This window comes from Kitasatospora sp. NPDC003701, assembly GCF_053587085.1.
The window spans coordinates 89,933-115,499 of sequence record NZ_JBSFNM010000016.1 but is presented as its reverse complement, the minus strand read 5'-3'; the positions used below and the strand labels follow the sequence as shown (position 1 = coordinate 115,499).

The following is a 25,567-nucleotide window of genomic DNA, read 5'->3' as shown; positions in this document are numbered from 1 at the left end:
GACACGCAGGCGAAGACGGCCCCAACCTGCGGGGCCGTCTTCGCTGCGGTGCCGGGTGCCGGACCGGTCAGGCCGGTCAGGCCGGTCCGGGTCGGTCAGGCCGCCGTGGTGCGGCGGGTGAGCGGGGTGAGCGCCCAGGTGGCCAGGGCCGGCACCAGGAAGCCGAACAGCGACGCCGAGGTCCACTCCTGGGGCGTGAAGTGCAGCGCCTCCTGCACCGACGTCCAGAAGTCCGTCCACCAGCCGGCGATCGCGGTCGGCGCGATCAGCTGGTAGACCGCGAAGCCGAGCGCCCAGGGCAGCAGCATCAGCCAGCGGGACGGCGCGTCGGCGGCGAGGTTCCAGCCGCGCCGGCCGGCGCCGAGGAAGTAGTCGACCGCCAGCACCGCGAACATCGGCACGAACACCGAGCCGATCAGGCCGAGGAAGGCGTAGTAGGAGTCGGTGAACTCGGTGATCTGCAGCGCCAGCACGGTGATCAGCAGGCCGGTGCCGCCGGTCAGCACCCGGCGGTCCACCTTCGGGAGCAGGTTCTGGATCGACATCGCGGTCGAGTACACGTTGGCGAAGGACTGGTCGGTCTCGCGCAGCACCAGCACCAGCAGGAAGAACCAGCCGGCCCAGACGCCCAGGAAGGAGTCGAAGATCCGGGTGGCGTCGCCGTCGGCCTGCAGCAGCGCGAACAGGCCGAGCACGTAGCACCAGACCTGGGCGACCGTGTAGCCGGAGAAGCTGCCCCAGAAGGCGGAGCGGGCGGTGCGCGAGTGCCGGGTGTAGTCGGCGGCCAGCGGGACGAAGGAGATCGACACCGCGATCATCGCGTCGGTGGCCTTGAGGAAGCCGTGCCAGTTGCCCGCGCCCGGGTCGGACACGCCGCCCCGGCCCAGCTGGACGGTGAAGTACACCATCGCCACCGCGACCGCCGCGGCCACGAAGCGACGCAGCACCGCGATCGCGCCGAGCGGCCAGATGGTCAGCGCGGTGGTCACCGCGCCCGCCAGCACGACGAAGACCCAGCGGTAGCCCTCGGTGTGCGCCACCGTCTGCGCGCCCATCGCGATGACCAGCAGCTCGTACACGCCCCAGCCGATGCACTGGACGATGTTCAGCACCGTCGGCACGTAGGAGAGCTTCGTGCCGAACAGCCCGCGCAGGTTCGCCATCGCCGGCGCGCCGGTCCGGGCCCCGATCAGCGCGGCCACGCCGAGCATCGCGGTGCCGACCACGGTGCCGGCCACGATCGCGGTGATGGCGGCGGCCAGCGACAGCTCGCTGCCCGGCGCGCCGAGCACGGTGGCCGCGGTGGTGAAGCCGATCAGGCTGACGCCGAGGTTCATCCAGAGCGCGAAGTGGTCCCGGAAGCGGAGCGTGCGCGGCGGCTCGGTGTCCAGGACGAGCGGGGCCTCGACCCGGTCGGCCCGCTCCGGACGGTCCAGCACGGCGGTGGCGGCACCCGTGGAACCGGGCGCGCCGTCGGCGGCGTCGGAAGGAACGGTCGTGGACGACTCGGGGAAACCCTTGGACGCGGGGGCGCCCGAAGAAGAGGATGGCGAAGCAGGCGGCATGGCCGATACTCCCTACGCCGGCATTACCCGGACAGGTTCCGGCGGTCTGCGCCCCCTCGACGGTCCGTCCACGGATGCCGTGGCGTACGGTCGACCGGCGCACTCTCAGCCTGGTGGGTCCAAGCTCCCGCGTGTCAGTTTGTCGCGACAGGCTAACCGGCGCGGGGGTGAACGCCAAGGCCAGGCATCCGGCGGTCCGCATCGCGGGACGCCGCGGGGTGGGCGCGTGACGCGTCCCGCGGGTGCCCCGCGCGGGGCGTCGGGGGCGGGTCCGGGTCGGGTCCGGGGCACCGGACGGGGCCGTCGGCGGGCCGGTTGGCGGTCCGGTTGTCGGGCCGGGCTAAGGATTCTTATGAGTTCTTCAGAGGGGTCCTTACGGCAATCGAATCGAGTGTGCGAAAAACTATGGTTGTTGGTCCTGTCAGCTATGGAGGTCGTCCGTGAGCACCGAGCGCGAGGTTGGGCCCACCGGGCCACAGGGGGAGCAGCCCTCCGACGGCCAGGGGGTAGTGGGTCCCGCTCATGACGGTCCGGCGCCCGCCGCCCCGGCCGCGCCGGCGTCCGGCGGGTTCACGCCGACGCTGGCGTTCAGCAAGGTCAGCGCCCCGGAGCCGGCACCCGCCGCCCCGGCCGAGCCGGTCGCGGCTCCCGCGCCGAGCGCGACCGAGGCCGGGTACATCGACGCGCCTCCGCCGGTCCTGCCGCCCGCACCGGCGGTGCCCGCCGCCCCGGTGACCCCCGCGGCCCCGGCAACCCCGGCCCCCGCGCCGGTCACCAACCCGTACGCCACCCCGGGCACCCCGGTCGCGGCGGCGGCCCACGACCCGTACGGCGCCCCGGCCGCTCCGGCCGCGCCCGCGCCGCACCACCCGTTCGGCGCCGGCCAGCCGCTCGGCGGCTGGGGCGCCCACGACGCCCCGCCCGGCGGGCCCGGTGCGCCCGGCGGCCCGGGCTACCCCGGCGGCCCGCTCGGCTACCCGGCCGAGTACCCCGGCGCCCCCGAGCCCGGCGGCCCGCGCAAGAAGCGCGGCGGTCTGATCGCGCTGATCGCCGCCGTCGCCCTGGTCGCCGGTGTGGCCGGCGGCGCGCTCGGCGTCACCGTCGCGGACCGCAACGGCGGCGGCATCGTCGCCTCGGACGACCACAAGAGCACCACCGTCCAGGCCAACAACACCCAGAAGAACGAGCCCGCCCCCGGCTCCGTCGCCGGCATCGCGCAGAAGGCGCTGCCCAGCGTCGTCACCATCAAGGCGCAGGGCAACGGCGAGTCCGGCACCGGTACCGGCTTCGTCTTCGACACCGAGGGCCACATCCTCACCAACAACCACGTCGTCGCGCCCGCCTCCAACGGCGGCAAACTGACCGTCAAGTTCGCCGACGGCAGCTCCTACAACGCCTCGGTGCTCGGCCGCGCCGAGGGCTACGACGTGGCGGTGGTGAAGCTCGACAACCCGCCCAAGGACAAGCTGACGCCGCTTCCGCTGGCCGACTCCGACAAGGTCAACGTCGGCGACTCCACGATCGCCATCGGCGCGCCGTACGGCCTGGAGTCCACCGTCACCACCGGCATCATCAGTGCCAAGGACCGCCCGGTCGCCTCCGGCGACGAGACCGGCGCGCAGTCCTCGTACATGAACGCCCTGCAGACCGACGCCTCCATCAACCCCGGCAACTCCGGCGGCCCGCTGCTGGACGCCAGCGGCGCGGTGATGGGCATCAACTCGGCGATCCAGTCCAACACTTCCAGCACCGGCCGGGCCGGCAGCATCGGCCTCGGCTTCGCCATCCCGATCAACCAGGCCAAGTGGGTCGCCGAGACGCTGATCAAGACCGGCAAGCCGGTCTACGCCAAGCTGGACGTCCTGCGCAACGATGATTACAAGGGCGACGGCGCCCAGATCCAGACCCGCGACATCCAGGGCACCCCGGCCGTCACCCCCGGCGGCGCCGCCGACAAGGCGGGCCTCAAGCCCGGCGACGTCATCACCAAGCTCGGCGGCAGCCCGATCGAGAACGGCCCGGCCCTGGTCAGCAAGATCTGGACGCACAAGCCCGGAGAGACCGTCGATGTCGAGTACACCCGCAACGGCCAGACCCTCACCACCAAGGTCACCCTCGCGGAGCGCGTCGGCGACTGACCCCCACTCCGAAACCAGGTGCACCGAACCCCGCCGGACCCGTTAGGCTGACCTCCGCCTGGAGAGCTGCCCGAGCGGCCTAAGGGAACAGTCTTGAAAACTGTCGTGCGGTGACCCCGTACCGTGGGTTCGAATCCCACGCTCTCCGCTGGTAGGAGAACCACCTGCTCAGGGCGGGTGTCGACGTCGAGTCGGCACCCGCCCTTCGCGTTGTCCGGGGTGGGGTTCACCTGAACGGGGGGTTTGGGGCGGGGGCGTCCTCGTGAGGGGCTGAGGGGGCTCGTTCGTCGGAGGTAAGGGGCGGACTGCCCTGGGCCCGGCGAGGAGAGACGGATGGCCTGGTACCCCGGCGCTGAGAAGCTGGAGCTTCAGCCCGAGTCGGACGAGCAGCCGGCGATCGTGCCGACGCAGGTGATCTTCCACAGCATCGCGGCGCCGTGGACGCCGCGCCGCATCTACGAGTACTGGCGGGACTCGACCAATCTGGAGTCGCACTTCGGGGTCGGCTACGACGGCAGCGTCGGCCAGTTCATCGGCACCGAGACCCGGGCGGACGCCAACATGGGGGCCAACCGGAGGGCGGACGGCACGGGGGCGGTGAGCGTCGAGTCGGCGAGCGACGACCAGAACACCGACCCGTGGACGGCCGCGCAGCTCGCCGCGCTGATCGCGCTCGGCGTCTGGCTGCACCGGCAGCACGGGATCCCGGCGCGGGTCTGCCGCTCCGCGGACGACCCGGGGTTCGGCTTCCACCGGCTGTTCCCGGAGTGGTCGGACGGCGGCACCGCCTGCCCCGGGGACGCCCGGGTGCGGCAGTTCTACGACGTCGTCCTGCCCGGCATCGCCGCAGGTGGTGGCGGCGGCCCGCTGCCCCCACCGCGGTCGGACGCCGGGCCGGCCCGTTACCGGGTGACGATCAACGGGCTGGAGTACGGTTACGGCGCGCACGGGCCGCAGGTCCGCGAGGTGGGCGAGGCGCTGGTGGCGGCCGGGCACGGCTCGCACTACACGGCCGGTCCGGACGAGGACTGGCGGGACGCCGACACCCTCAACTACCAGGACTACCAGCGCGGTCTGGGTTATTCGGGCAGTGCCGCGGACGGTGTCCCGGGCGAGGACTCGCTGCGCCGGCTGCTCGGTCACCTGCCCTCGCCGCGCCGGGTCTCGCTGGCCCACATCGTCACGGCGGCCCGGACGGACCCGGGCGCCGAGCAGGGCCACCAGAGCTACGGCGGTGAGGTCCGGATCGTCGAACAGGCGCTGGCCGACGAGGGGTTCCTGGAGCAGCGCTGGGTGGACGGCTCGCTCGGCAGCAGGTCGGTGCAGGCCTACGCGGCCTTCCAGCGCAGCCTCGGCTATGGGGGTTCGGACGCCAACGGCATCCCCGGTCAGCGGAGTCTGCGGGAGCTGGGGCAGCGGCGCGGGTTCGACGTCACGGACTGACGGGCCGGCAGTCCCGCCCGGCCGTGAGTGCCGGTGCTTGACCATGACACGGTGTGAGGGTCTGCACTGGAGGCATCATGTTCAACATCGGAGACTTCGCCAAGCACGGCCGGGTGTCGGTCCGGATGCTGCGCCACTACGACGCGATCGGGCTGCTGCACCCGGCCCGCGTCGACCCGGTCAGCGGCTACCGCTGTTACGAGGCCGCCCAGCTCGCCCGGCTCAACCGCGTCATCGCCCTCAAGGACCTCGGCTTCACCCTGCAGCAGGTGCGGGCCGTCCTGGACGAGCGGGTGGACGTGGCCGAGCTGCGCGGGATGCTGCGGCTGCGGCAGGCCGAGCTGGCCGCCGCGATGGCGGCGGACGCGCAGCGGCTGACCCGCGTCGAGGCGAGGCTCCGGACGATCGAGAGCGAGGGAAGCATGCCTGCGCAGGATGTCGTGGTGAAGCGGGTGCCGTCGGTCCGGGTGGCGGAGCTGACCGCGGTCGCGGCCAGTTACCAGCCGGAGGACATCGGGCCGGTGATCGGCCCGCTGTTCGAGGAGCTCTGCCGTCGGCTGGCGGAGGCCGGGGTGGCGGAGACCGGCCCCTCCGTGGCCCGGTACGAGGACACCCCTGAGGGGGACGGCTCGGTGCTGATCCGGGTGGCGGTCCCGGTCGGGGCGGCGGTGTCCGGGGTGGAGAGGTCCGGGGCGGGGGAGCGCGGCTTCGACGTGGTCGATCTGCCGGAGATCGCGGAGGCGGCGACCATCGTGCACCGGGGGTCGATGGACGACGCGCTGGGTGCCTTCCAGACGCTGGCCCGGTTCATCGACGAGAACGGCTACCGCTCCACGGGGTACGCCCGGGAGCTGTACCTGGAGTGCCCGGATGCGCCGGCGGACTGGGTGACGGAGTTCCAGGAGCCGGTCGTCCGCTCGTAGCCGGCCGGCGCCGGGCCGGGCCGGTGCGGCCCGGTCGGATCGGCCTTGCCCTCGACCTGGTCGAGGGTCCTACGGTCGGCGGGCATGGGAACAAGCACCACGACCACGCCCGCCGGTAGGACCGCCGTCGCCGCGGCGCCGGCCGCGCTCCCGGGCCCGTACCTCTTCTGGCTGGCCGGCACCCAGGCCGGCCTGCTGGGGGACGCCGCGCTCCACCTCGCCCTGGGGTGGGCGGCCGCCGCCCACGGCGGGGGCGCGGCCGGCCTGGTCCTGACCGCGATCACGCTGCCCCGCACCGCCCTGGTCCTGCTGGGCGGTGCGGTGGCGGACCGGTTCGGCGCCCGCCGGGTGATGCTCGCCGGGGACGCGGTGATGCTGGCCGTCACCCTGGCCCTCGCGGCCGTCTCGGGCGGCCGGGGCACCCCGCTCTGGCTGCTCCTGTCGGCGGCCGCGGTGATCGGCACCGTCGACGCGTTCTACCTCCCGGCGAGCGGCTCGATGCCGCGCCGCCTGGTGGGCCCGGGGCAGTTGCCGCGCGCCCTCGCGCTGCGGCAGGCCGGCGGGCAGGTCGCGGCCCTGCTCGGGGCGCCGCTCGGTGGCGTCCTGGTCGCGGTGGGCGGGCTGCCGGGGGTGGCGCTGGCGGACGCGGCGAGCTTCGGGGTGCTCCTGTTGGTGCTGCTGCGGGTCCGGGTGGCGGAGCCGGAGGGGTTGCAACCGGCCGGCTCCGGCGAAGCGGAGCGCGGCCCCGCCCGGCCCGGACTGCTGCGCGAGGCGGCGGCCGGGGTCCGGCTGGCGCTGCGGGACCCACTGCTGCGCGCCGCACTGCTGCTCACCGGCGTCGCCGCGGGGGCGCTGCTGCCGGTGGTCTCGCTCCTCGCGCCGCTGCTCGCCCGGGCCCACGGCTGGGGGGCCTGGTCCGCCGGGCTGTTGGCCGGCGGGCAGGGGGCCGGGGTGCTCGCGGTGGCGGGTCTGGTCTCCTGGCGGGGCGCGCTGCGCCGGGCCGGGGTCGGGGCGGCGGCCGGGCTCTGCGCGGCCTCGGCGGGGATCGCGGTGCTGGCCTGGGCGGCGGATCCGGTCACGGCGACGGCCGGCGGCGTGCTGGCGGGGGCCGGGTCGGGGCTGTTCGCCTGCCACCTCGGACCGCTGGTGCTGGGCGGCGCACCGGCGACCCATCTCTCCCGGATCCAGGCCGTGTTGACACTGGTGCAGAGCGCGGCCCTGGTGCTGTCGACCGGACTGCTCGGCCTCCTGGCCGACGCGGCCGGTGCCCGCTGGCCGACGTCGCTCTGCGCGCTCGTCACCGGTGCGGCCGGGCTGGCCGCCTGGGCGTCCACCGTGCTGCGCCGGGCCTGATCCGGACGGGGGCCGCCCACCCGGGGCCCCGCCCCGTCCCGGTCCCACCCGTCCCGGTCGCCTTCCGCCGCCGGGCCGGGCCGGGCCACCCGGCGGCGCCCCCGTCGCAGGACCGTCGGCCGGCGCCGCCGCCCCTCCGTGGGCCGGGAACCGGACACGGGCGGGCCGGAGCGGCGTACTTGCCGGTCGTGCGGTGGCGGGGCAGAGTGCGAGCAGAGGGCGATGGGCGGCGTTCGACTCGATCCCACGCGACCGGACGGCGTACGGCTCGACGCCGTACGACCGGGCGGCGTACGGCCCGGGTGACGCGCGCCGCGCGGCGATCGGAGGCGGCGATGAGTGATCTGACGGACCGACTGGCACCGGGTCTCCCGCCCGGGGCACTGGTGGTGGACCCGGATGTGATGGCCGCCTACAGCCACGACATGGCGGGTTTCTGCGCGGCCGGCACGCCCGCCGTGGTGGTCTTCCCGGAGACGGTCGAGCAGGTGCGGCACATCCTGCGGACCGCCACCGAGCTGCGGGTGCCGGTGGTGCCGCAGGGTGCCCGGACCGGGCTCTCCGGTGCGGCCAACGCCGTCGACGGCTGCATCGTGCTGTCGATGGTGAAGATGAACCGCATCCTGGAGATCGACCCGGTGAACCGGATCGCGGTGGTCGAGCCGGGTGTGGTGAACGCGGAGCTGTCCAGGGCAGCGGGAGAGTTGGGCCTTGCCTACCCGCCGGACCCGTCCAGCTGGGAGTCCTGCACCATCGGCGGCAACATCGGCACCGGCGCGGGCGGGCTCTGCTGCGTCAAGTACGGCGTCACCAGCGAGTACGTGCTCGGCCTCGACGTGGTGCTGGCGGACGGGCGGCTGCTGTCCACCGGTCGCCGGACGGCCAAGGGCGTCGCCGGCTACGACCTGACCCGCCTGATGGTCGGCTCGGAGGGCACGCTGGGCGTGGTGGTCGGCGCGGTGGTGGCGCTGCGGCCCGCACCGGCGCCGCAGTTGGCGCTGGCGGCGGAGTTCCCGAGCGCGGACACGGCGGGCGCCGCGGTCTGCGAGGTGATGGCGCGCGGGCTCACGCCGTCGCTGATGGAGCTGATGGACGCGGTCAGTGTGCGGGCGGTCAACGAGCTGGGGCAGATGGGGCTGCCGGAGTCGACGCAGGCGCTGCTGCTGGTGGCCTTCGACGGGCCGGACCCGACGGGCGAACTGGCGGCGGTGGGGGAGATCTGCCGGGCGGCGGGTGCCACCGAGGTGGTGCCGGCCGAGGACCAGGCGGAGTCCGAACTGCTGCTGCAGGCACGGCGGCTGGCCCTCCCCGCGATGGACCGGCTGGGGACGACGATGATCGACGACGTGGCGGTGCCGCGTTCGCGGCTGGCCGAGATGCTGAACGGCGTCGCCGCGATCGCCGAGCGCCACGCGCTGACCATCGGGGTGGTCAGCCATGCCGGGGACGGCAACACCCATCCGATCGTCATCTTCGACGCCGACGACCCCGAGGAGTCGGCCCGGGCGCAGCGCTCCTTCGACGAGATCATGGCGCTGGGGCTGGAGTTGGGCGGCACCATCACCGGGGAGCACGGGGTCGGGCTGCTGAAGCGGGAGTGGCTGGCGCGCGAGCTGGGGCCGGTGGCACTGGAGTTGCAGCAGCAGCTGAAGGCGGTCTTCGATCCGCTGGGCATTCTCAATCCCGGCAAGGCGGTCTGATTGTCAGCTCTTCGCGTCTTCCGTCGTCCTTCGGCTGCCCTTTTCCGAAGAACTAAGTAGGATTTTGGAATAGTCGCAGAATGGCTGGATATATCGACAAGGGAGGGTGACCCTCCCTTTGGGGGGCGTGTTCGCCGAGGTCGTGCGCCAGGGTGGTGCGCCCGGTTGTCCGTGTGCCCCCCGCACGCCTCTCGCGATGGTGCTTCCATCCGCCACCGTTCGGGCGAAATCGCAGGTGAGTGCCGGTGTGTCGGGGCACTGTCCGCTGCGGCGCCCGTTATTCACCGTCGCCCTGGATATCACGCTAACGGGCGAAAACTGGGCCGCGAGGTGGTGCTTTGTCGATTTGTTGCGGAAGTCTGTCTCTCGGCGTCGCAGCCCGCAGGTGATCGTCTGGCCGACGAACTCCCGCACACAATGCACGATTTACAGCTTTCTTGGAGGCACTCATGGCTCGCATCCGTAACCGCCGGCTGGCCGGTCTTCTGGTCGCGGCCCCGCTGGCGGCGGGTCTGCTGCTGGCCGGCGCCGGGGCCGCCGCCGCCGACAACGGCGCGCTGGCCAACGACGGTTCCAACAGTGGTGTGGTGTCGAACGTCGGGACGGGCAACGTCTTCGGCTCGGTCGACGGCAACTACGTCTCCACCCAGCAGACGGCCACCGGTTCGGGCGCCTCGAACCAGGCCAACACCCTCGCGGTGAAGGACAACTCGGGCACCATCCTGGCCGCCCAGTCCAACAAGAACTTCAACATCGTCTTCGCCCCGGTCTTCAACTGACGGGAACGGGTGCCACCGTCGGCGGGGGCGCCGGAGGTGGGTGACCGCGAGTGAGCTGAGTGCTCGCGGTGGGGCTCGAAGCGAGACAACTCGATGCACGGAACCGGGCAGCGGAAAGGGTCACCGCGAACCGGCCTCGTGGGCGGTGCCGCCATCGGCACCGCCCACGAGTGCGTTCGGGGCGCGGCGCGGGGGCGCGGCGCGGGGGCACGGACCGGGCCGGGTCCGGGCGGACCCCGGGCCGGGCCCGCGCCCGCTCCCGGACAGGGCGCGCGCGGAACCGTCACCCGTCGGCGGTACGGTTGCGCTCCGACAGCGCACCCCGCGCCCGGGCCCTGCGGCCGGCCGGCCAGGGGCTGCGGCCGCGGCAACCGGAAGGAAGGGCGCGATGGCAGCGGAGGAGGAGGGCCTGAACGGTCCGGGCGAGGCCAGGCCTGCCCCGGGGTCGGAGTCGAGGCCCGGGACGAGGCCCGAGCCCAGGTCCGTACCCGAGCTGTTGCTCGGCCGCCCGCCGATGGCCCGCCCGCTGCCGACCTTCGACGCCGAGTCGGCCCCGACCGAGCCCGGCCCGCTCTTCGTCGACTGGCTCGCGACCGCGCTCGCGGCCGGCGTGCTGGACCCGCAGGTGGCCACGCTCTCCACGGTCGACGCCGACGGCCTGCCCGACGCCCGGGTACTGGTGCTGCGCGACGTCGACGCCTCCGGCACCGGCTGGGTCTTCTCGGCCGCCGCCGACAGTCCGAAGGGCCGCCAGCTCGCCGACCACCCGGCCGCCGCGCTCACCCTCTACTGGCCGCCGCTGGGCCGCCAGGTGCGGGTCCGCGGCACGGTCGAGCGGGCGGCCGACCAGGTCGCGGCAGCCGAGTTCGCCACCCGCTCCCCGGAAGCCCGGGTCGGTGCGCTGGTCGGCCGGCAGAGCGAGCCGCTGGCCTCCCCGGCCGAGTACGACGAGGCGGAGGCCGTCGCCCGCCGCCGGCTGGAGGCCACCCCGGACGCCGTCGCGGCCGGGCACGCCGTCTACACGCTCTGGGCGCACGAGGTGGAGTTCTGGCAGGGCGACGCGAACCGCCGCCACGTCCGGCTCCGCTACACCCGGACGGGCCCGGTCCGCACCCCGGAGTGGTCGCGAACCCTGCTCTGGCCGTAACGGCCGGCCGGTCCGGCGGTCCGGCCACCTGGCCACCCGGCCCCAGGGCCATCGGCCCGGTGACCGCGCTGCAGTCACCGCGGCGCAGTCACCGCAGTGCGGTCAGCGCCGCCCGGTCAGCGTGGCCCCCACGCTGGCGGCCACCACGCAGCCGATACCGGCCAGCTGCACCGCGCCGAGCAGCTGGCCCAGCACCACCAGACCGACCAGCGCGCTGACCGCCGGCTCCAGGCTCACCAGGACGCTGAACACCCGCTGCGGCATCCGCCGCAGCGCGGTCATCTCCAGCGCGTACGGGATCACCGGGAGCAGCAGCGACACCCCGGCCACCGCGAGCAGCAGCATCAGCGGCGAGGCACCGGGCGCGGTCAGCCCGTCCCAGGCCTGGCCGAGCCCGAACGGCGCCAGCGTCAGCGCGCCGACCGTCATCGACACCGCGAGCCCCTGGAACCCCTGGAACGCGGCGCCGACCTTGTCGGTGAACAGGATGTACGCGGCGTAGCAGGCGGCCGCCCCGAAGGCGTAGGCCAGACCGACCGGGTCGAGCGACGATCCGCCGCCGCCCTCGCCGAGCAGCGTCAGCAGGGCCACCCCGCCGGCCGCGAGCAGCGCCCAGACCAGGTGGCTGGCCCGGCGGGCGAAGATCAGCGCGACCGCGAGCGGGCCGAGGAACTCGATGGTGGCGGCGGTGCCCATCGGCAGCCGGTCGATCGCCCCGGCGAAGAGCAGGGTCATCCCGGCGGACGCCACCCCGAGCAGCGCGGCGGCGGCGAGGTCGCGCGGCCGGCGGCCGCGCAGGCGGGGCCGGGTGACGGCGAGCAGGATCACCGCCGCGAACCCGAGCCGCAGGAAGGTCGTGCCACTCACTCCGAGCGGGTCGAACAGCGGCTTGGAGAGGGCGATGCCGAGCTGCACCAGGAACATCGCGGCCAGACAGAAGAGCGGCGCCGGGATTCTCTCCGGGCGCCGCACGAGCTTCGAGAACCGCCGGCCGGCCGGCCCGGCGGGTTGCGCGTTCGGCGGCAGCCCGGGGTCGGGGGCCCCGTCTCGTCGCCAGCCACCGCGCTCGCCGGCGGGCTCGCCCTTGGGGGCGGGCGGCATGGCAAGGGCCTCGGCGACGGCGGAGGCCGGCGTCGGGGAGATGGTTTGGCCGGTATGGGACGTGGGCATAATGGCGAGTTTGCCGTAAGGAGTCACTCGGGGGCAAGCTCGTTACCAAAATGCGGACGGATGCGGACGGGTGCGGCCGAAAGGGTGAGCTTCTCCGGCTCGTGCGGCGAGGTTGCCGTGTTCTTCCGATGGTCCGTCAGTATCAAGGCCGGGTGCGCTATCTCCGCCCGGCGGCCCTCGCCGCAGCCTCCCTCGTGCTCCTGCTCGCGATCGACGGGGCAGGCGTCAGCGCCGAGGCGACCGCCCCGGTGGCCGCCGCCGTGCCCCGCATCCGGGCCACCGTCCTGCCCGACCGGTCGGGTCCGCCCGCCGTGCGGCTCCGCGACCTCTACAGCGGCGAGGCCTTCGACGCCTGCACCGCGCCCCCGCTCGACACCCTCCGTGCCTGGCACGGCGCCTCCCCGTACGGCGCGGTCGGCATCTACACCAGTGGTGCCCAGCGCGGCTGCGCCCAGCCGAGGCTCACCGCCGACTGGGTCCGCCAGGCACGGGAGACGGGCTGGCGGTTCCTCCCCGTCCACGTCGGCCTGCAGGCGCCGTGCAGCGAGCTCAAGGGCAAGCCCCAGCGGATCGTCCCGGCCCGGGCGGTCCAGCAGGGGCGGGACGAGGCGGCCGAGGCGGTCCGCGGGCTCAAGGCCGTCGGGCTGGGCACGGGCAGTCCGGTCTTCCTGGACATCGAGTCGTACCCGATGCGCGATCCGGCCTGCGGCCAGGCCGTCGTCGACTTCGTGCTCGGCTGGACCCAGGCCCTGCACACGGTCGGCTACCGGTCCGGCTTCTACTCCAGCCTCGACTCCGGCATCGCCGACCTCGCCGCCGCCGCCCGCGCGGGCAGCGCCCCGCTGCCCGACACGCTCTGGTACGCCCGCTGGGACGACCACGCCGACACCGACGGCGGCGGCGCCCTCACCTCCGACCTCTGGGCGGACCGACAGCGCGTCCACCAGTACCGGGGCAACGTCGAGGAGACGTACGGCGGCGCCACGCTGACCGTCGACCGCAACCGGGTGGACGCCCTGCTGGCGAGCTGACGGGCCGCAACCCCCGGCCGGATAGGGTGTCCCGTCGACTGGTCACACGGAGGGGGACGGGCGTGTCGGAAGGTCAGGGGCACTACGCCGGAGCGGGCGGACACGGAGCCGGCCCGCAGCCCACGCCGTACCCGCAGCCCACGCCGTACCCGCAGGGCGGCCCGTACGCCGGGCCGAACCCGTACAGCCCGGCCGACAACCCGTACGCCCAGGGCAACCCGTACGCCCAGGGCAACCCGTACACCCAGGGCACCCCGTACCCGCAGAGCGGCCCGTACGGACAGGCCAACCCGTACGGACAGCCCGTCCCGGCGGCCCGGCCGCCCGCCGCGTCGCCCTCGCCCGCGTCGTCCGCCGCCCCGCCCTTCGACGGCGCCTTCCCCGGCCCGCGGCCACGCCGCAGCCGGATCGCCGTACTGCTGCAGTTCACCCTCCAGTGGATCTACGCCCCGCTCTGGATCGCCGCCCTGGCCGCCCTGTTCGCGATCCTGCTCTGGAGTGGCGCGAGCGGCCCGTCCGAGCCCAACTCCGACTCCTGGCTGAAGGTCAACCGCACCTTCATCCCGCCGCGTCGCCTCAAGGCCGAGCTCACCGGCCGTGCGGAGGACTGGGAGCGGTACGTGGCCCCGATCCTGGAGCGCCGGATCCGCACCGCCGAGGCGGGCCACGCCGCCGGTGCCGGTGAGGTCGGGGCGGACTTCGGCCGCACGATGGGCGTCAAGCTCGCGGTGCGCCTCTACCGGGGCCTCGGCGCGGCCGGGGTGGTGCGGCTCGCCGAGCGGTACGGCTGGCAGGGCGTGCCCTCCGGTGGTGACCTGGCGCGCGTCCGGCTCAGCCGGCGGTTCCCCGCCCCGGCCGCGGTGTTCGCGCCGGGCCCGCAGGATCCGCCGGCCGCCCCGGGCACGCCGTGGGGTGCGCGCCCGGCCCGGTCCGCGCTCCTGCTGCCGTTCATGTTCGTGCTGCAGATCGGCTACGTCCCCGTCTGCGGCGTGCTCAGCCTGCTGGCCTTCTGGGTGAAGCACCCGGAACCCGACTACTGGGACCGCTGGGGCGCCCGCTGGGCGGTCGGGCCGCGTGCCTTCTGGGCGGAGTTCTCCGGCAGCGCCGCCGCCTGGGACCGCCATGTGCGCCGCATCGTCGCCCGCGAGGTCCGCCCGGGCAACCGAGGCACCGAGGCCCCCCGGCGGATCCGCGTCAACCTCGCGACCTACCGCGGCGCGGGTGCCCAGCACGTCCTGCGGGTCGCCGCCGAGCAGGGGTTCTTCCTGGACCCGGCCTACCTGCCGGAACCCGAGGTCTGCGTCCGCCTCCACCGCCCCGACCGGCAGGCCTGACCGGTCGCGGCCGCCGCGCCGTCTGCCCCGCCCGCCGCGCTGTTCGCCCCGGCCGCCGTTGCGCCCGGGGCGGCGCGGGTCAGTCCCGGAGGCCGAGCGCCAGCCAGCCGCGCCCGTCGCAGTCCCGGCAGGTCTCCGGGATGTGGCCGGTGCCCGACCGGTCGGCCCGAACGCCCAGCCGCGCCCTCGTCCGCACCCCGTCGGAACAGCACGGACACGGCAGTCGGAACCCGGCCGGCTCCGGCTGCACCCGGCGATCGTCATGACTGTCGCTCATGCCCCTCAGTATCGCGTGCCGCTGTCGGCGCGGCCCGCCGCCACGGAGCCGGCGGAAGGCCCGGCCACGGAGCCCGCGGCGCCTGCCGCGAACCCGTGACCGGTGCAACGGGTCCGTGATGCTGACAGCGGGCAGGCGGAGAGGCAGAATCGGGCTGGACTGCCTGTATTACCGCCCGGTAGCCACCCGGTAGCCGCGCAGTCGCAGCCGCAGTGCCGCCAGGTCAAGGAGGACCCGTGTTCAGCACGATGCAGGACGTCCCGCTCACCGTCGCCCGGATCTTGGAGCACGGGTCGACGATCCACGGGCGGTCGACCGTCACCACCTGGGACGGCACCGGGCCCCTCGTCCGGACGTACGCCGAGGTCGGGGCGCGCGCCGCGCAGCTCGCCCACGCGCTGCGGGACGAACTCGGGGTGACCGGGGACGACCGGGTGGCCACGCTGATGTGGAACAACGCCGAGCACCTGGAGGCGTACCTCGCGGCGCCGTCCATGGGGGCCGTGCTGCACACGCTCAACCTGCGGCTCCCCGCGGTCCAGCTGTCGTTCATCATCAACCACGCCGCCGACCGCGTGATCATCGTCAACGGCACCGTGCTCCCGCTGCTGGCCGCCGTCCTCCCGGAACTCGCCCCCACGCTCAAGCACATCGTGGTCAGCGGCCCCGGCGACCGGTCCGTGCTGGCCGGCTTCGCCGGCGGCGTGCACGACTACGAGGAGCTGATCGCCGACCGGCCCACCACGTACCCGTGGCGGACCGACATCGACGAGCGCCAGGCCGCCGTGCTCTGCTACACCTCCGGCACCACCGGCGACCCGAAGGGCGTGCTCTACAGCCACCGCTCGATCTTCCTGCACGGCCTCCAGGTCAACACCGGCGACAACTTCGCCTTCACCCCGCGCGACATCGCGCTGCCGGTCGTCCCGATGTTCCACGTCAACGCCTGGGGCATCCCGCACGGCGCCTTCATGTCCGGCGCGAGCCTGCTCATGCCGGACCGCTTCCTCCAGCCGAAGCCGATGGCCGAGATGATCGCCCGGGTGCGGCCCACCGTCGGCGCCGCGGTGCCGACCATCTGGAACGGCCTGCTCGACGAGCTGGACGCGGGCGACTACGACACCTCCAGCCTGCGCATGGTGGTCATCGGCGGCTCCGCCTGCCCGCCCTCGCTGATGAAGGCCTTCGACGAGCGGCACGGCATCCGGGTGGTGCACGCCTGGGGCATGACCGAGACCTCGCCGCTCGGCGCCTTCGCCCAGCCGCCCGGCGGCCTCACCGCCGAGGAGGAGTGGCCGTACCGGGTCACCCAGGGCGTCTTCCCGGCCTCGGTCGAGGCCCGGCTGACCGGTCCGGGCGGCGAGCGGATGCCGCACGACGGCGTCTCGGCGGGCGAGTTGGAGGTGCGCGGGCCGTGGATCGCCGGCGCGTACTACGGCGGCGCCGGCCACGACCCGGAGCGCCCGGACGACAAGTTCTCCGAGGACGGCTGGCTGCGCACCGGTGACGTCGGCACCATCACCCCGGACGGCTACCTGACGCTGACCGACCGGGCCAAGGACGTGATCAAGTCCGGCGGCGAGTGGATCTCCTCGGTGGACCTGGAGAACCACCTGATGGCCCACCCGGAGGTCGCCGAGGCCGCCGTGGTGGCCGTCCCGGACGAGAAGTGGGGCGAGCGCCCGCTGGCCACCGTCGTGCTGCGGCCGGGCGCCACCGTCGGGCTGAAGGACCTGCGGGCGTTCCTCGCCGAGCGGGTCGCCTCCTGGCAGCTGCCGGAGCGCTGGGCGATCGTCGAGACGGTGCCGAAGACCTCGGTCGGCAAGTTCGACAAGAAGGTCATCCGGGCCGGCTACGCGGCCGACGAGCTGGACGTCACGGTGCTCGGCAAGGAGTAGCCGCGGAGCGGCGGTGAAGAGCGGGGGCCGGTCACCACGGGTGGCCGGCCCCCGGGCGCGTCAGCCGGCGGCCGCGACGCCCGCCTCGCCCATCGCGCCGATCCGCCCGAGCAGGTCGACGATCCGGGATTGGACGTCCGCGCTGGTGGAGCGCTCGGCGAGGAACAGCACCGTCTCGCCGGTGCGCAGCCGGGGCAGTTCGCGCGGGTCGAGGTCGACCGAGGTGTAGACGACCAGCGGGGTGCGGTGCAGCCGGTCGTTGGTGCGCAGCCAGTCCAGCAGGCCGACCCGCCGGCGGCGGATCTGGAAGAGGTCCATCACCACCAGGTTCGGCTGCACGCTGCTGGCGCGGGCGACGGCGTCGTTCTCGTCCACCGCGTGCTCGACGTGCATGCCGCGCCGTTCCAGGCTGCTGATCAGGGCGGCGGCGATGTCCGGATCGCCCTCGACCAGCAGGACCCGGGGGGCGTGGTTCTCGCCGTCGCGCGGGGCGAGGGCGCGCAGCAGCACGGCGGGGTCGGCGCCGTACGCGGCGTCCCGGGTGGCCTGGCCGAGGCCGGCGGTGACCAGCACCGGGACCCGGCTGTTGAGGGCCGCCGTGCGCAGCGACTGCAGCGCGGTCCGGGTGATCGGGCCGGTCAGCGGGTCGACGAACAGCGCGGCGGGGAAGCCGGCGATCTGGGCGTCGACCTCCTCGCGGGAGCGGACGATCACCGGGTGGTAGCCGCGGTCCTGCAGGGCCTGCCGGGTGGCCGGGTCGGGCTCGGGCCAGACCAGCAGCCGGCGCGGGCTGCCGTCCCCGGCGGGGAGGGCCTGGGCGGGGTGCTCGGCGGGGTCGTCGTGACCGGCGGCGGGGAGTTCGGCCATCGGGCGCGGCGCCGGCCGGGCCTCGGGCGCGGCGGGCAGCTGCGGTGCGCCGGCCGGTGGGACCGGGGCGGCCGGGAAGGCCTCGCCCGGGCCGCCGTGACCTGCCGGTCCGGAGCCGCCCGGAGCGCCGAGCGGGCGCGGCGGAGCGAGCTCGGCCAGGCCGCTGCCGACCGGCTGCGGACCGTCCGGACCGGACGTGGCCGGGCCGTCCGCCCCGGCGGCGGGCAGCGCGGGCCGGGCGAGCTCCAGCGCGCCGGAGGCTCCCTCGGCCGCGGCCGTTCCGTGCGTCGTCCCCTGAGCCTGTGCTTGTGCCTGGGCCTGTGCGTCGGTGTCGGGGCCGGGCGGGACGGCCAGCCGACGACGCCGGCCGGTCGGCGCGGCGGCGGCCGGCTCGGGCGCCGCGGGCGCGGGGCCGGCGGGCAGCGCGTGCTCCAGGCCGGGGTAGAGCGGGGCGGCGGAGTCGGGCATGCCGGGGAGCGCGAACCCACCGGACGAGTCCTCGTTGGCCGGCAGCGCGCGGCGCCGCCGGGACGGCTTCGGCTCCTCCCCGGCGTCGGCCTCCCGGCCGGTCCGGCCGAAGGCCTCGGCACCGGTCGGAGCGCCCTCGGCCGCGGCCTCGCCGGCCGGCGCCCCGGTCGCCGGGGGACCGGCGACGGGAGTGCCGTCCGCCGGGGTACCGGCCGGAACCCGGGCAGCGGAGTCGGTGGGTGCGGGGGCGGGCCCGAGTGCGAGCGGGCCGCGCGGAGCCGTCGGAGCGGGCGCGGCGGCGCGCTCGTCGGGGCGGCCGTCGACCGGCACCGCGTACGCCGTGCCGGAGCGGCCGTCGTCCTTGCCCCACGGGTCGCTCGCCTGGGGGGTCGGGCCGCCCAGGCCCTGGCGCCCGTACGCGGGGTCGTTGCCGGTGCCGTTCCACTGCTCGGGGACGGCCCGCTCGACCCGTGCCGGGGCGTTCGGCCACCGTTCGGCGGCGGCGGCAGCAGCGGCCGCGTCGGCCTCGGGGGCGGCGGCGGGCTCGGCCGCCGGCCGGCCCCGGCGCCCGCGCCGCTCGGCCACCCGCGCCTGCGCCGGCTCGTCCTTCGTCCCCTGCTCCGGTGCGGAGGTCTGGTCGGCCGTCTCGCCGGCCGCCGGGCCGTCGACCGGTGCCGCCTCGGCGTCGTCCTCGGCCCGCCGGGCCGCGGGCAGCTGGGGGATGCCCGGCAGATCGGGCAGCACGGCGCTGTCGGTCTCCTTGGGCCGGTCCGACCGGCCCTCGGCCGACGCGCGTTCGGCGGCGGCCTTCGCCGCGACCGGGTCCAGCGGCAGCTCGACGACGTACGTGGTGCCGGCCTTGCCGGGCAGCTCGTGCGGCTGGAGCACGCCGCCGTGGCGCTCGACCACCGTGCGGGCTATCGGCAGGTGGACGGGGCTGCCGCCGCGCCCGGGGCCGCGGATCTCCACCCGGGCGACGTCGCCGCGCTGGGCGGCGGCGAGCACCACCATCGGGGCGTCGCCACCGGACGGGGGCGCCGCGGGGGTGCCGGGGGCGGCCAGGCCGGGGGAGGCGACGGCGGGCGGGGCGTCCAGCGAGAGCGCGACCCCGCTGACGTCGGCGACCAGGTGGGCCAGCGCCTGGGCCAGCCGCTGCTCGTCGGCGATCACCTCGACGGCGGCTGCGTGCACGGAGAACCGCACCCGCCCGGCGCCGACCAGCTCGCCCGCGTGCTCGACGGCCTGCCGGATCACCTTGTCCAGGCTGACCGGCACCCGGTCGGCGGGCTTCGCGCCGTCCTTGTCGTCCCCGGTGGGGCCGCCGGACGACGAGCCGTCACCGCCGGCCTCGGAGCGCTGGTGGGCGAGCACGCCGTCGATCAGCTTGCCGAACCGCCGGCACTCGTCGGCGAGGCGCCGCAGCGTCCAGTTGGCCTCGGGCCAGAGCTGGCCGGCCGGGTCGGCGGCGAGCGCGTCGATCCGCCGGTGCAGGGCGGTCAGGGCGCCGCCCAGCTCGCTCTCCAGGACGGCGGTAAGGTGTTCGTTGCGGGCGACCAGGGCCAGCTCACGGCTGCGGTCGGTGAAGGTCATCACCGCGCCGACCAGCTGGTCGCCGTCGCGGACGGGGGCGGTGGTGAGGTCGACGGTGACCGGTCGGCCGTCCTTGCGCCAGAGCACGGTGCCGCGCACCCGGTGCTTGCGCCCGGAGGTCAGGGTGTCCAGCAGCGCGGACTCCTCCAGCGCCAGCGGGGTGCCGTCGGCCCGGGAGTGCTGGATCAGCGGGTGCAGCTCGCGGCCGCCCAGCTCGCTCGCCCGGTACTCCAGGATGTGCGCGGCGGCCGGGTTGACCAGCACGCAGCGGCCTTCGAGGTCCACCCCGAGCACGCCCTCGGCGGCCGCCCGCAGGATCATCTCGGTCTGCTTGTGCTGGCGGCGCAGCTCCGCCTCGACCCCGAGCCGGCTGGAGAGGTCGCGGACCAGCAGCAGGAGCAGGTCGCTGCCGGAGGGCCGCGAGCCCTCGCGGTACGGGTCGTACGGGACGAGCGGGGAGAGCGCGTAGCCGCGCCCCTCGCCGGAGCCGGCGCCGTCGTCGGCGAAGTCGTTGCCGGAGACCTCGACCGGGAAGGCGCTGCCGTCGGTGCGGCGGGCGGTCATCCGGACGGGGCGGTCGAGCGCGTCGTCCTCGCGCGGCTTCGGCCGCATCGAGCCGGGGATCCGGCTCGGGTCGAACTCCGGCAGCAGGTCCAGGACGCCCATGCCGACCAGCGAGGTGCCGGGCGTCTGGAGCGCCTGAACGGCTGCGCTGTTGGCATCGACGACAGTGCCGTTGCTGTTCACCAGCAACAACGCGTCGGGCAGGGCGTCGAGTATGGCGGCGAGGCGAGCAGCGCCTCGGATCGGCCTGCTGCTCACGTCGACAGGTCTCCTCGGCTCAGGGCAGCTCCTCCGGAGAGGGCAGTATCTCATTCTTCTTTGCGGCGGGGACGACCCGCCTAGTAACGTTGGCGGTGGTTGGTGCCGAGCCCTCGGGTTGTGGCATCATCACTGGCACACGGAGCGAGTCCGCCACGCGGGCGCGGTCCAGGTGTGGGGAGGCTTCGCCTAGTCCGGTCTATGGCGCCGCACTGCTAATGCGGTTTGGGTCTTAAAGCCCATCGAGGGTTCAAATCCCTCAGCCTCCGCCAGTCGGGAGCCCCGTCGACGATCACGTCGGCGGGGCTTCTCGCATGTCCGGGGCCGGCCGGGGCGCCTCGCCGAGGGGGCCCGGATCAATCGATTTCGCCCCGCGTCGCAGGTCATGTAATGTTGTCCCCGCAACGCCCCGCTGACACGTTCAACAGGGCGAGCGCTCATAGCTCAACGGATAGAGCACTTGACTACGGATCAAGAGGTTGCAGGTTCGAATCCTGCTGAGCGCACCAAACCTTCGCAAGACCGGGTCCGCCCGGCACTTGCGCTCATAGCTCAACGGATAGAGCACTTGACTACGGATCAAGAGGTTGCAGGTTCGAATCCTGCTGAGCGCACCAGCGAGAAGCCCCCGGCCACCGGCCGGGGGCTTCTTCGTTTTCCGGGCCGGTAGCGCCCGCCGCCCGCTCCTGGTCGCGTCGGCGTGACCGTCTGCCCGGCCGGGGGCGGCCCGGCGCGGGCCGGGGCCCGCAGGGTGCCGGCTCAGGTTGCCCCCGGGGTGTCGCTGCCCGCCGAGGTGGGTGGCCGGGGCGCCGGCCGTGCCGCCCGCCCGCCCGGGCGTCCGGCGGAGGGATCGCGGGCGGCCGGCACGGCCGGCGCTCGAACAGCCGCCGGCGGAGTGCCCGGCGAGGGCGGGGCCGCCGGGTCCGGCGGCCGCGAAACCGCTCGGGACGCGTGCGGGGTCCAGGGGCACGGGCCCCGGCCCCACCGGGCGCCCCGGCCGTTCGAACGGGAGCGCTCGACGCATGGTCAGGTGCCGCTCGGTGGCTCCCGGTTGGAAGAGCCCGGGATTTCGCGCGATACGCCGCCTAATGGATGAAATCCATCCCTTTCGGGTACATCCTTTCCTGCCGGTCGGATGACCGCCGAACGGGTGGGACGCGGCCAATAGTGCAGGTGTCGCAGTATTACCGGCCCAGGATCGTGATTCCGTTTTGTCAGATCTTGTGCCCAGACTGCCCGGCCCACCCCGGCAGCCGATACCGAAGGAGAGCCGGATGAGCCGACAGTTCCCCCGCGATGCCGCTCTGTCCGCCCCGGCTCCGGACCGGCACGCGCCCCGGAGGGGAGGAGCACGGCGGCCGCGACTGGCGGCGGCCGGTGCCTCCGCCGCCCTGGCGGCCACGCTGCTGATCGGCTGGAACCCGCCCTCCTCCGTGGCGCAGCAGTCCCCCGACACCTGGTCGGGGGACCAGCGCGCCGTCCTGCCCTCCGGTCTCACCGTCCAGCTCGATTTCTCCGCGGCTCCCGGTTTCGAGGTCGCGGCCGAACCGGGTGAATTGGCCGACCGCTCCGGCGGCGGACGGGCGGCCGCCCTCTATACGGACGGACTGCGACCCGGAGATCCCGCGCAGACCTTCCGGATCGGCGAGAACCGTCCGCAGACGGACGGTTCCTGGCGCACCGTCGGAACGCTTCGGCTCGCCTTTTCCCGACCGGTCAGGAATCCCCGGCTGCACGTCAGCGGGCTCGCCGGAATCGCCACCGGGAAGAGCGGCGCCACCAGCACCGCGACCCGGCTGACCCTCACCGGTGGCTCACCGGGCGCGCCCGCCCTGGTCAACCGCACGGACTGGCCGGGCTGGACGGTCGACGGCAACAGCCTCGCCCCCGCCGGCGCGGGCGGCGGGAGCGACGCCGAGGGCGGATCCGCCGCCGAGGGCAGCCTGGAGCTGGCCGGTACCTTCCGCACCGCCGTCTTCCGGGTCGAGCAGCGCTCCACCGCCCGGGCCGGCTCCACCACCGCCCCGGCACCGCTCACCCAGGCGTACACCGTCACCCTGGACGAGGGCGTCGGCACCGCCCCGCAGGGCTACCCCAACGCCTCCCACCTGCTCTCCGACCTCTTCCTCGGCGAGGACGCCGCCGGTGCGGCCCGGCTCGACCGGCGGGCCGCCACCACCGGCACGACCCCCCTGGTACCGCCCGCCGCACCCGTCGGGAGCACCGACGCGGCCGGCGAACCGCTGGTCCAGCTCGACCACGGCGCCGCCCGGCGCAGCGTCTGGTCCAGCCCGGCGCCGCCCCAGTTCCAGCCCGGACGCGGCGAGTACCAGGGCGGCGACCCGGCCGTCAGCTACCCGACCGAGGCCGCGATCGGCCGGTACTACCGGGTCACCGTGCCGGTCGCGGTGGACGGTGCCCCGGCCACCCTGGCCGGCTGGGTCGACTTCGACCGCAACGGCCGGTTCGACCCCGGCGAGCGGGTGCAGACCGAGATCCCGGCCACGGCCACCAGTGCCACCCTGGAGTGGACCGTCCCCGCCAACGCCTCCTCGGGGGAGACCTGGGCCCGGCTGCGGATCGGCCGGGACGCGGCCCAGCTGGTGTCCGCCGGCGGCTTCGCCGACTCCGGCCAGGTCTCGGACCAGCGGATCAGGCTGACGGTCGGCGCCGCCCGGCCGGAGATCGCCACCCCGGTCGACGGCACCGTCGTGGCCGACGCCCGCCCGCAGGTGCGCGGAGAGGGCGCGGTGGCCGGAGCGACGGTCGAGGTGCGCGACGGGGACGCGGTGCTCTGCAGGTCCCGGGTCGAGCGGGGCGGTGACTGGTCCTGCCGGCCGGACGGCCCGCTCGCCGCCGGCGCGCACACCCTCACCCCGGTCGAGACCACCAGCGGTGGTCTGGTGCTGCGCGGCGACCCCGTCCGGATCACCGTGAAGACCGCTCCGCCCGCCGCCCCCGTGCTCACCCTCCCCGAGTACACCAACGACCCCGGCCTCCAGCTGACCGGTACCGGGGAGCCGGGCAGCACCGTCTCGGTCGCCGACCGGCCGGCCGGGGTCCGCGGCGCTGCGCCCGGCGAGCTGTGCAGCACGGCGGTGCGGTCCGACGGCGGGTGGTCCTGCCTCCCGGTGGAGAACCTGCCGGACGGGCGCCACCAGCTCACCCCGACCGCCGTCGACGCCGCCGGGAACCGGACGCCGGGGAAGGCCGCCACGCTGGTGGTCGACACCGTGCCGCCGGACCGGCCGGTGCTGACCACGCCGGTCGCGGGCGAGACGCTCCGGGTGGCCCGCCCGAAGCTCGGCGGCCGGGCCGAGCCCGGGGCCAGGGTGATCGTCACCGCCCGGGGCGCCAGCTCGGCCTCGGCGGAGCGGATCGTGGCCTGCGGGGCCACCGCCGCCGTCGACGGCAGCTGGACCTGCACGGCCAACCGTGATCTGACGGACGGCGAGCAGTGGCTGGTCGTCACGGCGACCGACCTGGCGGGCAACGTGACGGCGGCGGACGCGGTCACCGTCCGGGTCGCGGCCGCGGTTGTGCCGTCGCCCGGGGTGCCGTCCGCACCGGTGGTCCCGGTGGTCCCGGTGACTCCGTCCGCCTCGGCGGTCTCGCCTGCGCCGTCGGCCGCGCCGTCGGTGCCGTCCTCGGTGCCGACCTCACCTGAGGTGCCCACACCCGGTGTGCCGACGTCCGCCGCGGCGTCGCCGTCCGGTCCGGTGGCCACCCCGACCCCGACTGCGGTTCCTTCTCCGTCCGTACCCGCCGCCACCCCGTCGGCCGGTCAGCCGACGACCCCTGGCGCGCCGGTGCCGTCGGTCCCGTCGCCGTCGGTGCCGGTCCCGGCGACCCCGTCCGTTCCTGCCGGCCCTGTTGTCGAGCCGGTTCTGGAGCCTGTCGTGCCCGGGGTGCTCCCGATCGTCGTCCCGCCGGCTGTCGGGGCGGTCGTTCCTTCGGCGCCCACGGTCACTCCGGGCCCGAGCGTCAGCCTGAGTCCGAGTCCGAGTCCGAGTCCGAGTCCGAGCCAAGGCGCGAGCCCGAGTCCGAGCGGCGGGGCGTCGGTCGTCGCTCGGCCGACGACAACGGCCCCTGCTGTGCCGTCGCCGTCGGTGCCGGTCCCGGCGACCCCTGTTGTCGAGCCGGTTCTGGAGCCTGTGGTGCCCGGGGTGCTCCCGATCGTCGTCCCGCCGGCTGTCGGGGCGGTCGTTCCTTCGGCGCCCACGGTCACCTCGGGCCCGAGTGTCAGCCCGAGCCAAGGCGCGAGCCCGAGTCCGAGCGCCGGGGCGTCGGTCGTCGCTCGCCCGACGACAACGGCCCCTGGCGTGCCGTCGCCGTCGGTCCCGTCGGTGTCGGTCCCGGCGACCCCGTCCGTTCCTGCCACCTCTGCCGTCGAGCCCGTTGTGGCGCCTGTGGTGCCCGGGCTGCTCCCGATCGTCGTCCCGCCGGCTGTCGGGGCGGTCGCTCCTCCGGCGCCCACGGCCACCCCGGGCCCGAGCGTCAGCCCGAGCCCGAGCCCGAGCCCGAGCCCGAGCCCGAGCGGCGCTGCGTCGCCCGGGGGCGCGAGCGTCACATCCACCCCCTCCGCCCTGTCCGCCCCGACCGCCACGGCTGCCCCCACAGCCGCTCCCACGGTCACTCCCTCGGCTGCCCCCACGGTCACTGCGACCGCCGGGGCGGCGCAGGCGGGGCTCGCCGGTCAGGCCTCGGCCGAGGCCGCCCGGGCACTGGCCGCGCCCCCGGCGGAGCCGTCCACCGAGTCCTCCGGCGGGGCCGGGGCGGCGCAGGCGCAGCCGGCGTCCGACCACTCCCGGTCCGGTGGCTGGCGCGGCGGGCTCGCCGGGCTCCTGCTGGTACTCACCGGGATCGGCCTGATCACCCGTCGGGTCTTCGCTCGCGGCCCCGGCGTCCGCCGGCGCTGAACCACTCCGACCATCCGCTCATGTGCCTGCGCGTCAGGTCGGCTTCGGATGATTCGTCAGCAAATGTCGACACGCTCTATCGCAAATGTCGCATTTGATGACGTATGAACTTAGCCTGACTCTGGCACTGCCCGTCAGATCCG

General features: G+C 75.0%; 15 protein-coding genes and 4 tRNA genes. 15 read left to right on the top strand and 4 right to left on the bottom strand.

What is annotated here, in order from left to right; translation table 11 throughout:
* Positions 1-95: 95 nt before the first annotated feature.
* Complete coding sequence (locus ACWDRR_RS17730; RefSeq protein ID WP_449773098.1) at positions 96-1,565, bottom strand: purine-cytosine permease family protein; 1,470 nt, start codon at positions 1,563-1,565, stop codon at positions 96-98.
* Between the two features lie 440 nt (positions 1,566-2,005).
* On the opposite strand from ACWDRR_RS17730, the gene ACWDRR_RS17725 reads away from it, so the two are divergent.
* The 8 genes from ACWDRR_RS17725 (at position 2,006) to ACWDRR_RS17690 (ending at position 11,048) form a co-directional block, all read left to right on the top strand.
* A complete protein-coding gene (locus ACWDRR_RS17725; RefSeq protein WP_449773097.1) occupies positions 2,006-3,703 on the top strand; it encodes a S1C family serine protease in 1,698 nt (565 codons plus the stop codon).
* Positions 3,704-3,763: 60 nt separating this feature from the next.
* Positions 3,764-3,851 (top strand) — tRNA-Ser (locus ACWDRR_RS17720).
* 185 nt (positions 3,852-4,036) lie between these two features.
* Entirely contained in the window at positions 4,037-5,146 is a 1,110-nt protein-coding gene (locus ACWDRR_RS17715) for a peptidoglycan-binding protein (RefSeq protein ID WP_449773096.1), read from the top strand.
* Between the two features lie 77 nt (positions 5,147-5,223).
* Complete coding sequence (locus ACWDRR_RS17710) at positions 5,224-6,069, top strand: MerR family transcriptional regulator (RefSeq protein WP_449773095.1); 846 nt, start codon at positions 5,224-5,226, stop codon at positions 6,067-6,069.
* 84 nt (positions 6,070-6,153) lie between these two features.
* Positions 6,154-7,422: an MFS transporter gene (locus ACWDRR_RS17705; protein WP_449773094.1), complete on the top strand. Its 1,269-nt coding sequence runs from the start codon at positions 6,154-6,156 to the stop codon at positions 7,420-7,422.
* A gap of 335 nt (positions 7,423-7,757) precedes the next feature.
* Positions 7,758-9,122, top strand: coding sequence for an FAD-binding oxidoreductase (locus ACWDRR_RS17700; protein ID WP_449773093.1), 1,365 nt, complete (start codon positions 7,758-7,760; stop codon positions 9,120-9,122).
* A 449-nt stretch (positions 9,123-9,571) separates the two neighbouring features.
* The gene (locus ACWDRR_RS17695; RefSeq protein WP_449773092.1) at positions 9,572-9,901 is read left to right on the top strand and encodes a hypothetical protein; all 330 of its coding nucleotides are present in this window, start codon (positions 9,572-9,574) and stop codon (positions 9,899-9,901) included.
* 388 nt (positions 9,902-10,289) lie between these two features.
* The gene (locus tag ACWDRR_RS17690) at positions 10,290-11,048 is read left to right on the top strand and encodes a pyridoxine/pyridoxamine 5'-phosphate oxidase (protein WP_449773091.1); all 759 of its coding nucleotides are present in this window, start codon (positions 10,290-10,292) and stop codon (positions 11,046-11,048) included.
* A 102-nt stretch (positions 11,049-11,150) separates the two neighbouring features.
* On the opposite strand, the gene ACWDRR_RS17685 is transcribed toward ACWDRR_RS17690, so the two are convergent.
* On the bottom strand, positions 11,151-12,218 hold the full coding sequence (locus tag ACWDRR_RS17685) for an EamA family transporter (protein WP_449773090.1): 1,068 nt from the start codon (positions 12,216-12,218) through the stop codon (positions 11,151-11,153).
* A gap of 152 nt (positions 12,219-12,370) precedes the next feature.
* Here ACWDRR_RS17685 and ACWDRR_RS17680 point away from each other — a divergent pair, with 152 nt between their 5' ends.
* Together ACWDRR_RS17680 and ACWDRR_RS17675 are read left to right on the top strand one after the other, a co-directional pair.
* Positions 12,371-13,249, top strand: a complete 879-nt coding sequence (locus ACWDRR_RS17680; protein ID WP_449773089.1) for a DUF1906 domain-containing protein — start codon at positions 12,371-12,373, stop codon at positions 13,247-13,249.
* Between the two features lie 62 nt (positions 13,250-13,311).
* A complete protein-coding gene (locus ACWDRR_RS17675; protein WP_449773088.1) occupies positions 13,312-14,583 on the top strand; it encodes a hypothetical protein in 1,272 nt (423 codons plus the stop codon).
* Between the two features lie 79 nt (positions 14,584-14,662).
* Here the strand turns inward: ACWDRR_RS17675 and ACWDRR_RS17670 are convergent, their stop codons facing one another.
* A complete protein-coding gene (locus ACWDRR_RS17670; protein WP_449773087.1) occupies positions 14,663-14,860 on the bottom strand; it encodes a hypothetical protein in 198 nt (65 codons plus the stop codon).
* Between the two features lie 236 nt (positions 14,861-15,096).
* Here ACWDRR_RS17670 and ACWDRR_RS17665 point away from each other — a divergent pair, with 236 nt between their 5' ends.
* Complete coding sequence (locus ACWDRR_RS17665; RefSeq protein WP_449773086.1) at positions 15,097-16,758, top strand: long-chain fatty acid--CoA ligase; 1,662 nt, start codon at positions 15,097-15,099, stop codon at positions 16,756-16,758.
* 60 nt (positions 16,759-16,818) lie between these two features.
* Here the strand turns inward: ACWDRR_RS17665 and ACWDRR_RS17660 are convergent, their stop codons facing one another.
* Complete coding sequence (locus ACWDRR_RS17660) at positions 16,819-20,505, bottom strand: PAS domain-containing protein (protein WP_449773085.1); 3,687 nt, start codon at positions 20,503-20,505, stop codon at positions 16,819-16,821.
* Between the two features lie 178 nt (positions 20,506-20,683).
* Here ACWDRR_RS17660 and ACWDRR_RS17655 point away from each other — a divergent pair.
* The 4 genes from ACWDRR_RS17655 to ACWDRR_RS17640 all read left to right on the top strand — a co-directional run bounded on the left by ACWDRR_RS17655 (position 20,684) and on the right by ACWDRR_RS17640 (position 25,424).
* Positions 20,684-20,777: transfer RNA gene (locus tag ACWDRR_RS17655), tRNA-Ser, on the top strand.
* Between the two features lie 161 nt (positions 20,778-20,938).
* Positions 20,939-21,014 (top strand) — tRNA-Arg (locus ACWDRR_RS17650).
* A gap of 32 nt (positions 21,015-21,046) precedes the next feature.
* Positions 21,047-21,122 (top strand) — tRNA-Arg (locus tag ACWDRR_RS17645).
* 657 nt (positions 21,123-21,779) lie between these two features.
* Positions 21,780-25,424 (top strand): Ig-like domain-containing protein, encoded by a 3,645-nt coding sequence (locus tag ACWDRR_RS17640; protein WP_449773084.1) that lies wholly within the window; start codon positions 21,780-21,782, stop codon positions 25,422-25,424.
* Positions 25,425-25,567: the final 143 nt, after the last annotated feature.

Excerpts from the sequence above, each read along its gene's own strand:
- ACWDRR_RS17730 (WP_449773098.1), bottom strand. The coding sequence starts at position 1,565 with ATGCCGCCTGCTTCGCCATCCTCTTCTTCGGGCGCCCCCGCGTCCAAG.
- ACWDRR_RS17715 (WP_449773096.1), top strand. The coding sequence starts at position 4,037 with ATGGCCTGGTACCCCGGCGCTGAGAAGCTGGAGCTTCAGCCCGAGTCG.
- ACWDRR_RS17710 (WP_449773095.1), top strand. The coding sequence starts at position 5,224 with ATGTTCAACATCGGAGACTTCGCCAAGCACGGCCGGGTGTCGGTCCGG.
- ACWDRR_RS17705 (WP_449773094.1), top strand. The coding sequence starts at position 6,154 with ATGGGAACAAGCACCACGACCACGCCCGCCGGTAGGACCGCCGTCGCC.
- ACWDRR_RS17700 (WP_449773093.1), top strand. The coding sequence starts at position 7,758 with ATGAGTGATCTGACGGACCGACTGGCACCGGGTCTCCCGCCCGGGGCA.
- ACWDRR_RS17695 (WP_449773092.1), top strand. The coding sequence starts at position 9,572 with ATGGCTCGCATCCGTAACCGCCGGCTGGCCGGTCTTCTGGTCGCGGCC.
- ACWDRR_RS17690 (WP_449773091.1), top strand. The coding sequence starts at position 10,290 with ATGGCAGCGGAGGAGGAGGGCCTGAACGGTCCGGGCGAGGCCAGGCCT.
- ACWDRR_RS17685 (WP_449773090.1), bottom strand. The coding sequence starts at position 12,218 with ATGCCCACGTCCCATACCGGCCAAACCATCTCCCCGACGCCGGCCTCC.
- ACWDRR_RS17670 (WP_449773087.1), bottom strand. The coding sequence starts at position 14,860 with ATGAGCGACAGTCATGACGATCGCCGGGTGCAGCCGGAGCCGGCCGGG.
- ACWDRR_RS17640 (WP_449773084.1), top strand. The coding sequence starts at position 21,780 with ATGAGCCGACAGTTCCCCCGCGATGCCGCTCTGTCCGCCCCGGCTCCG.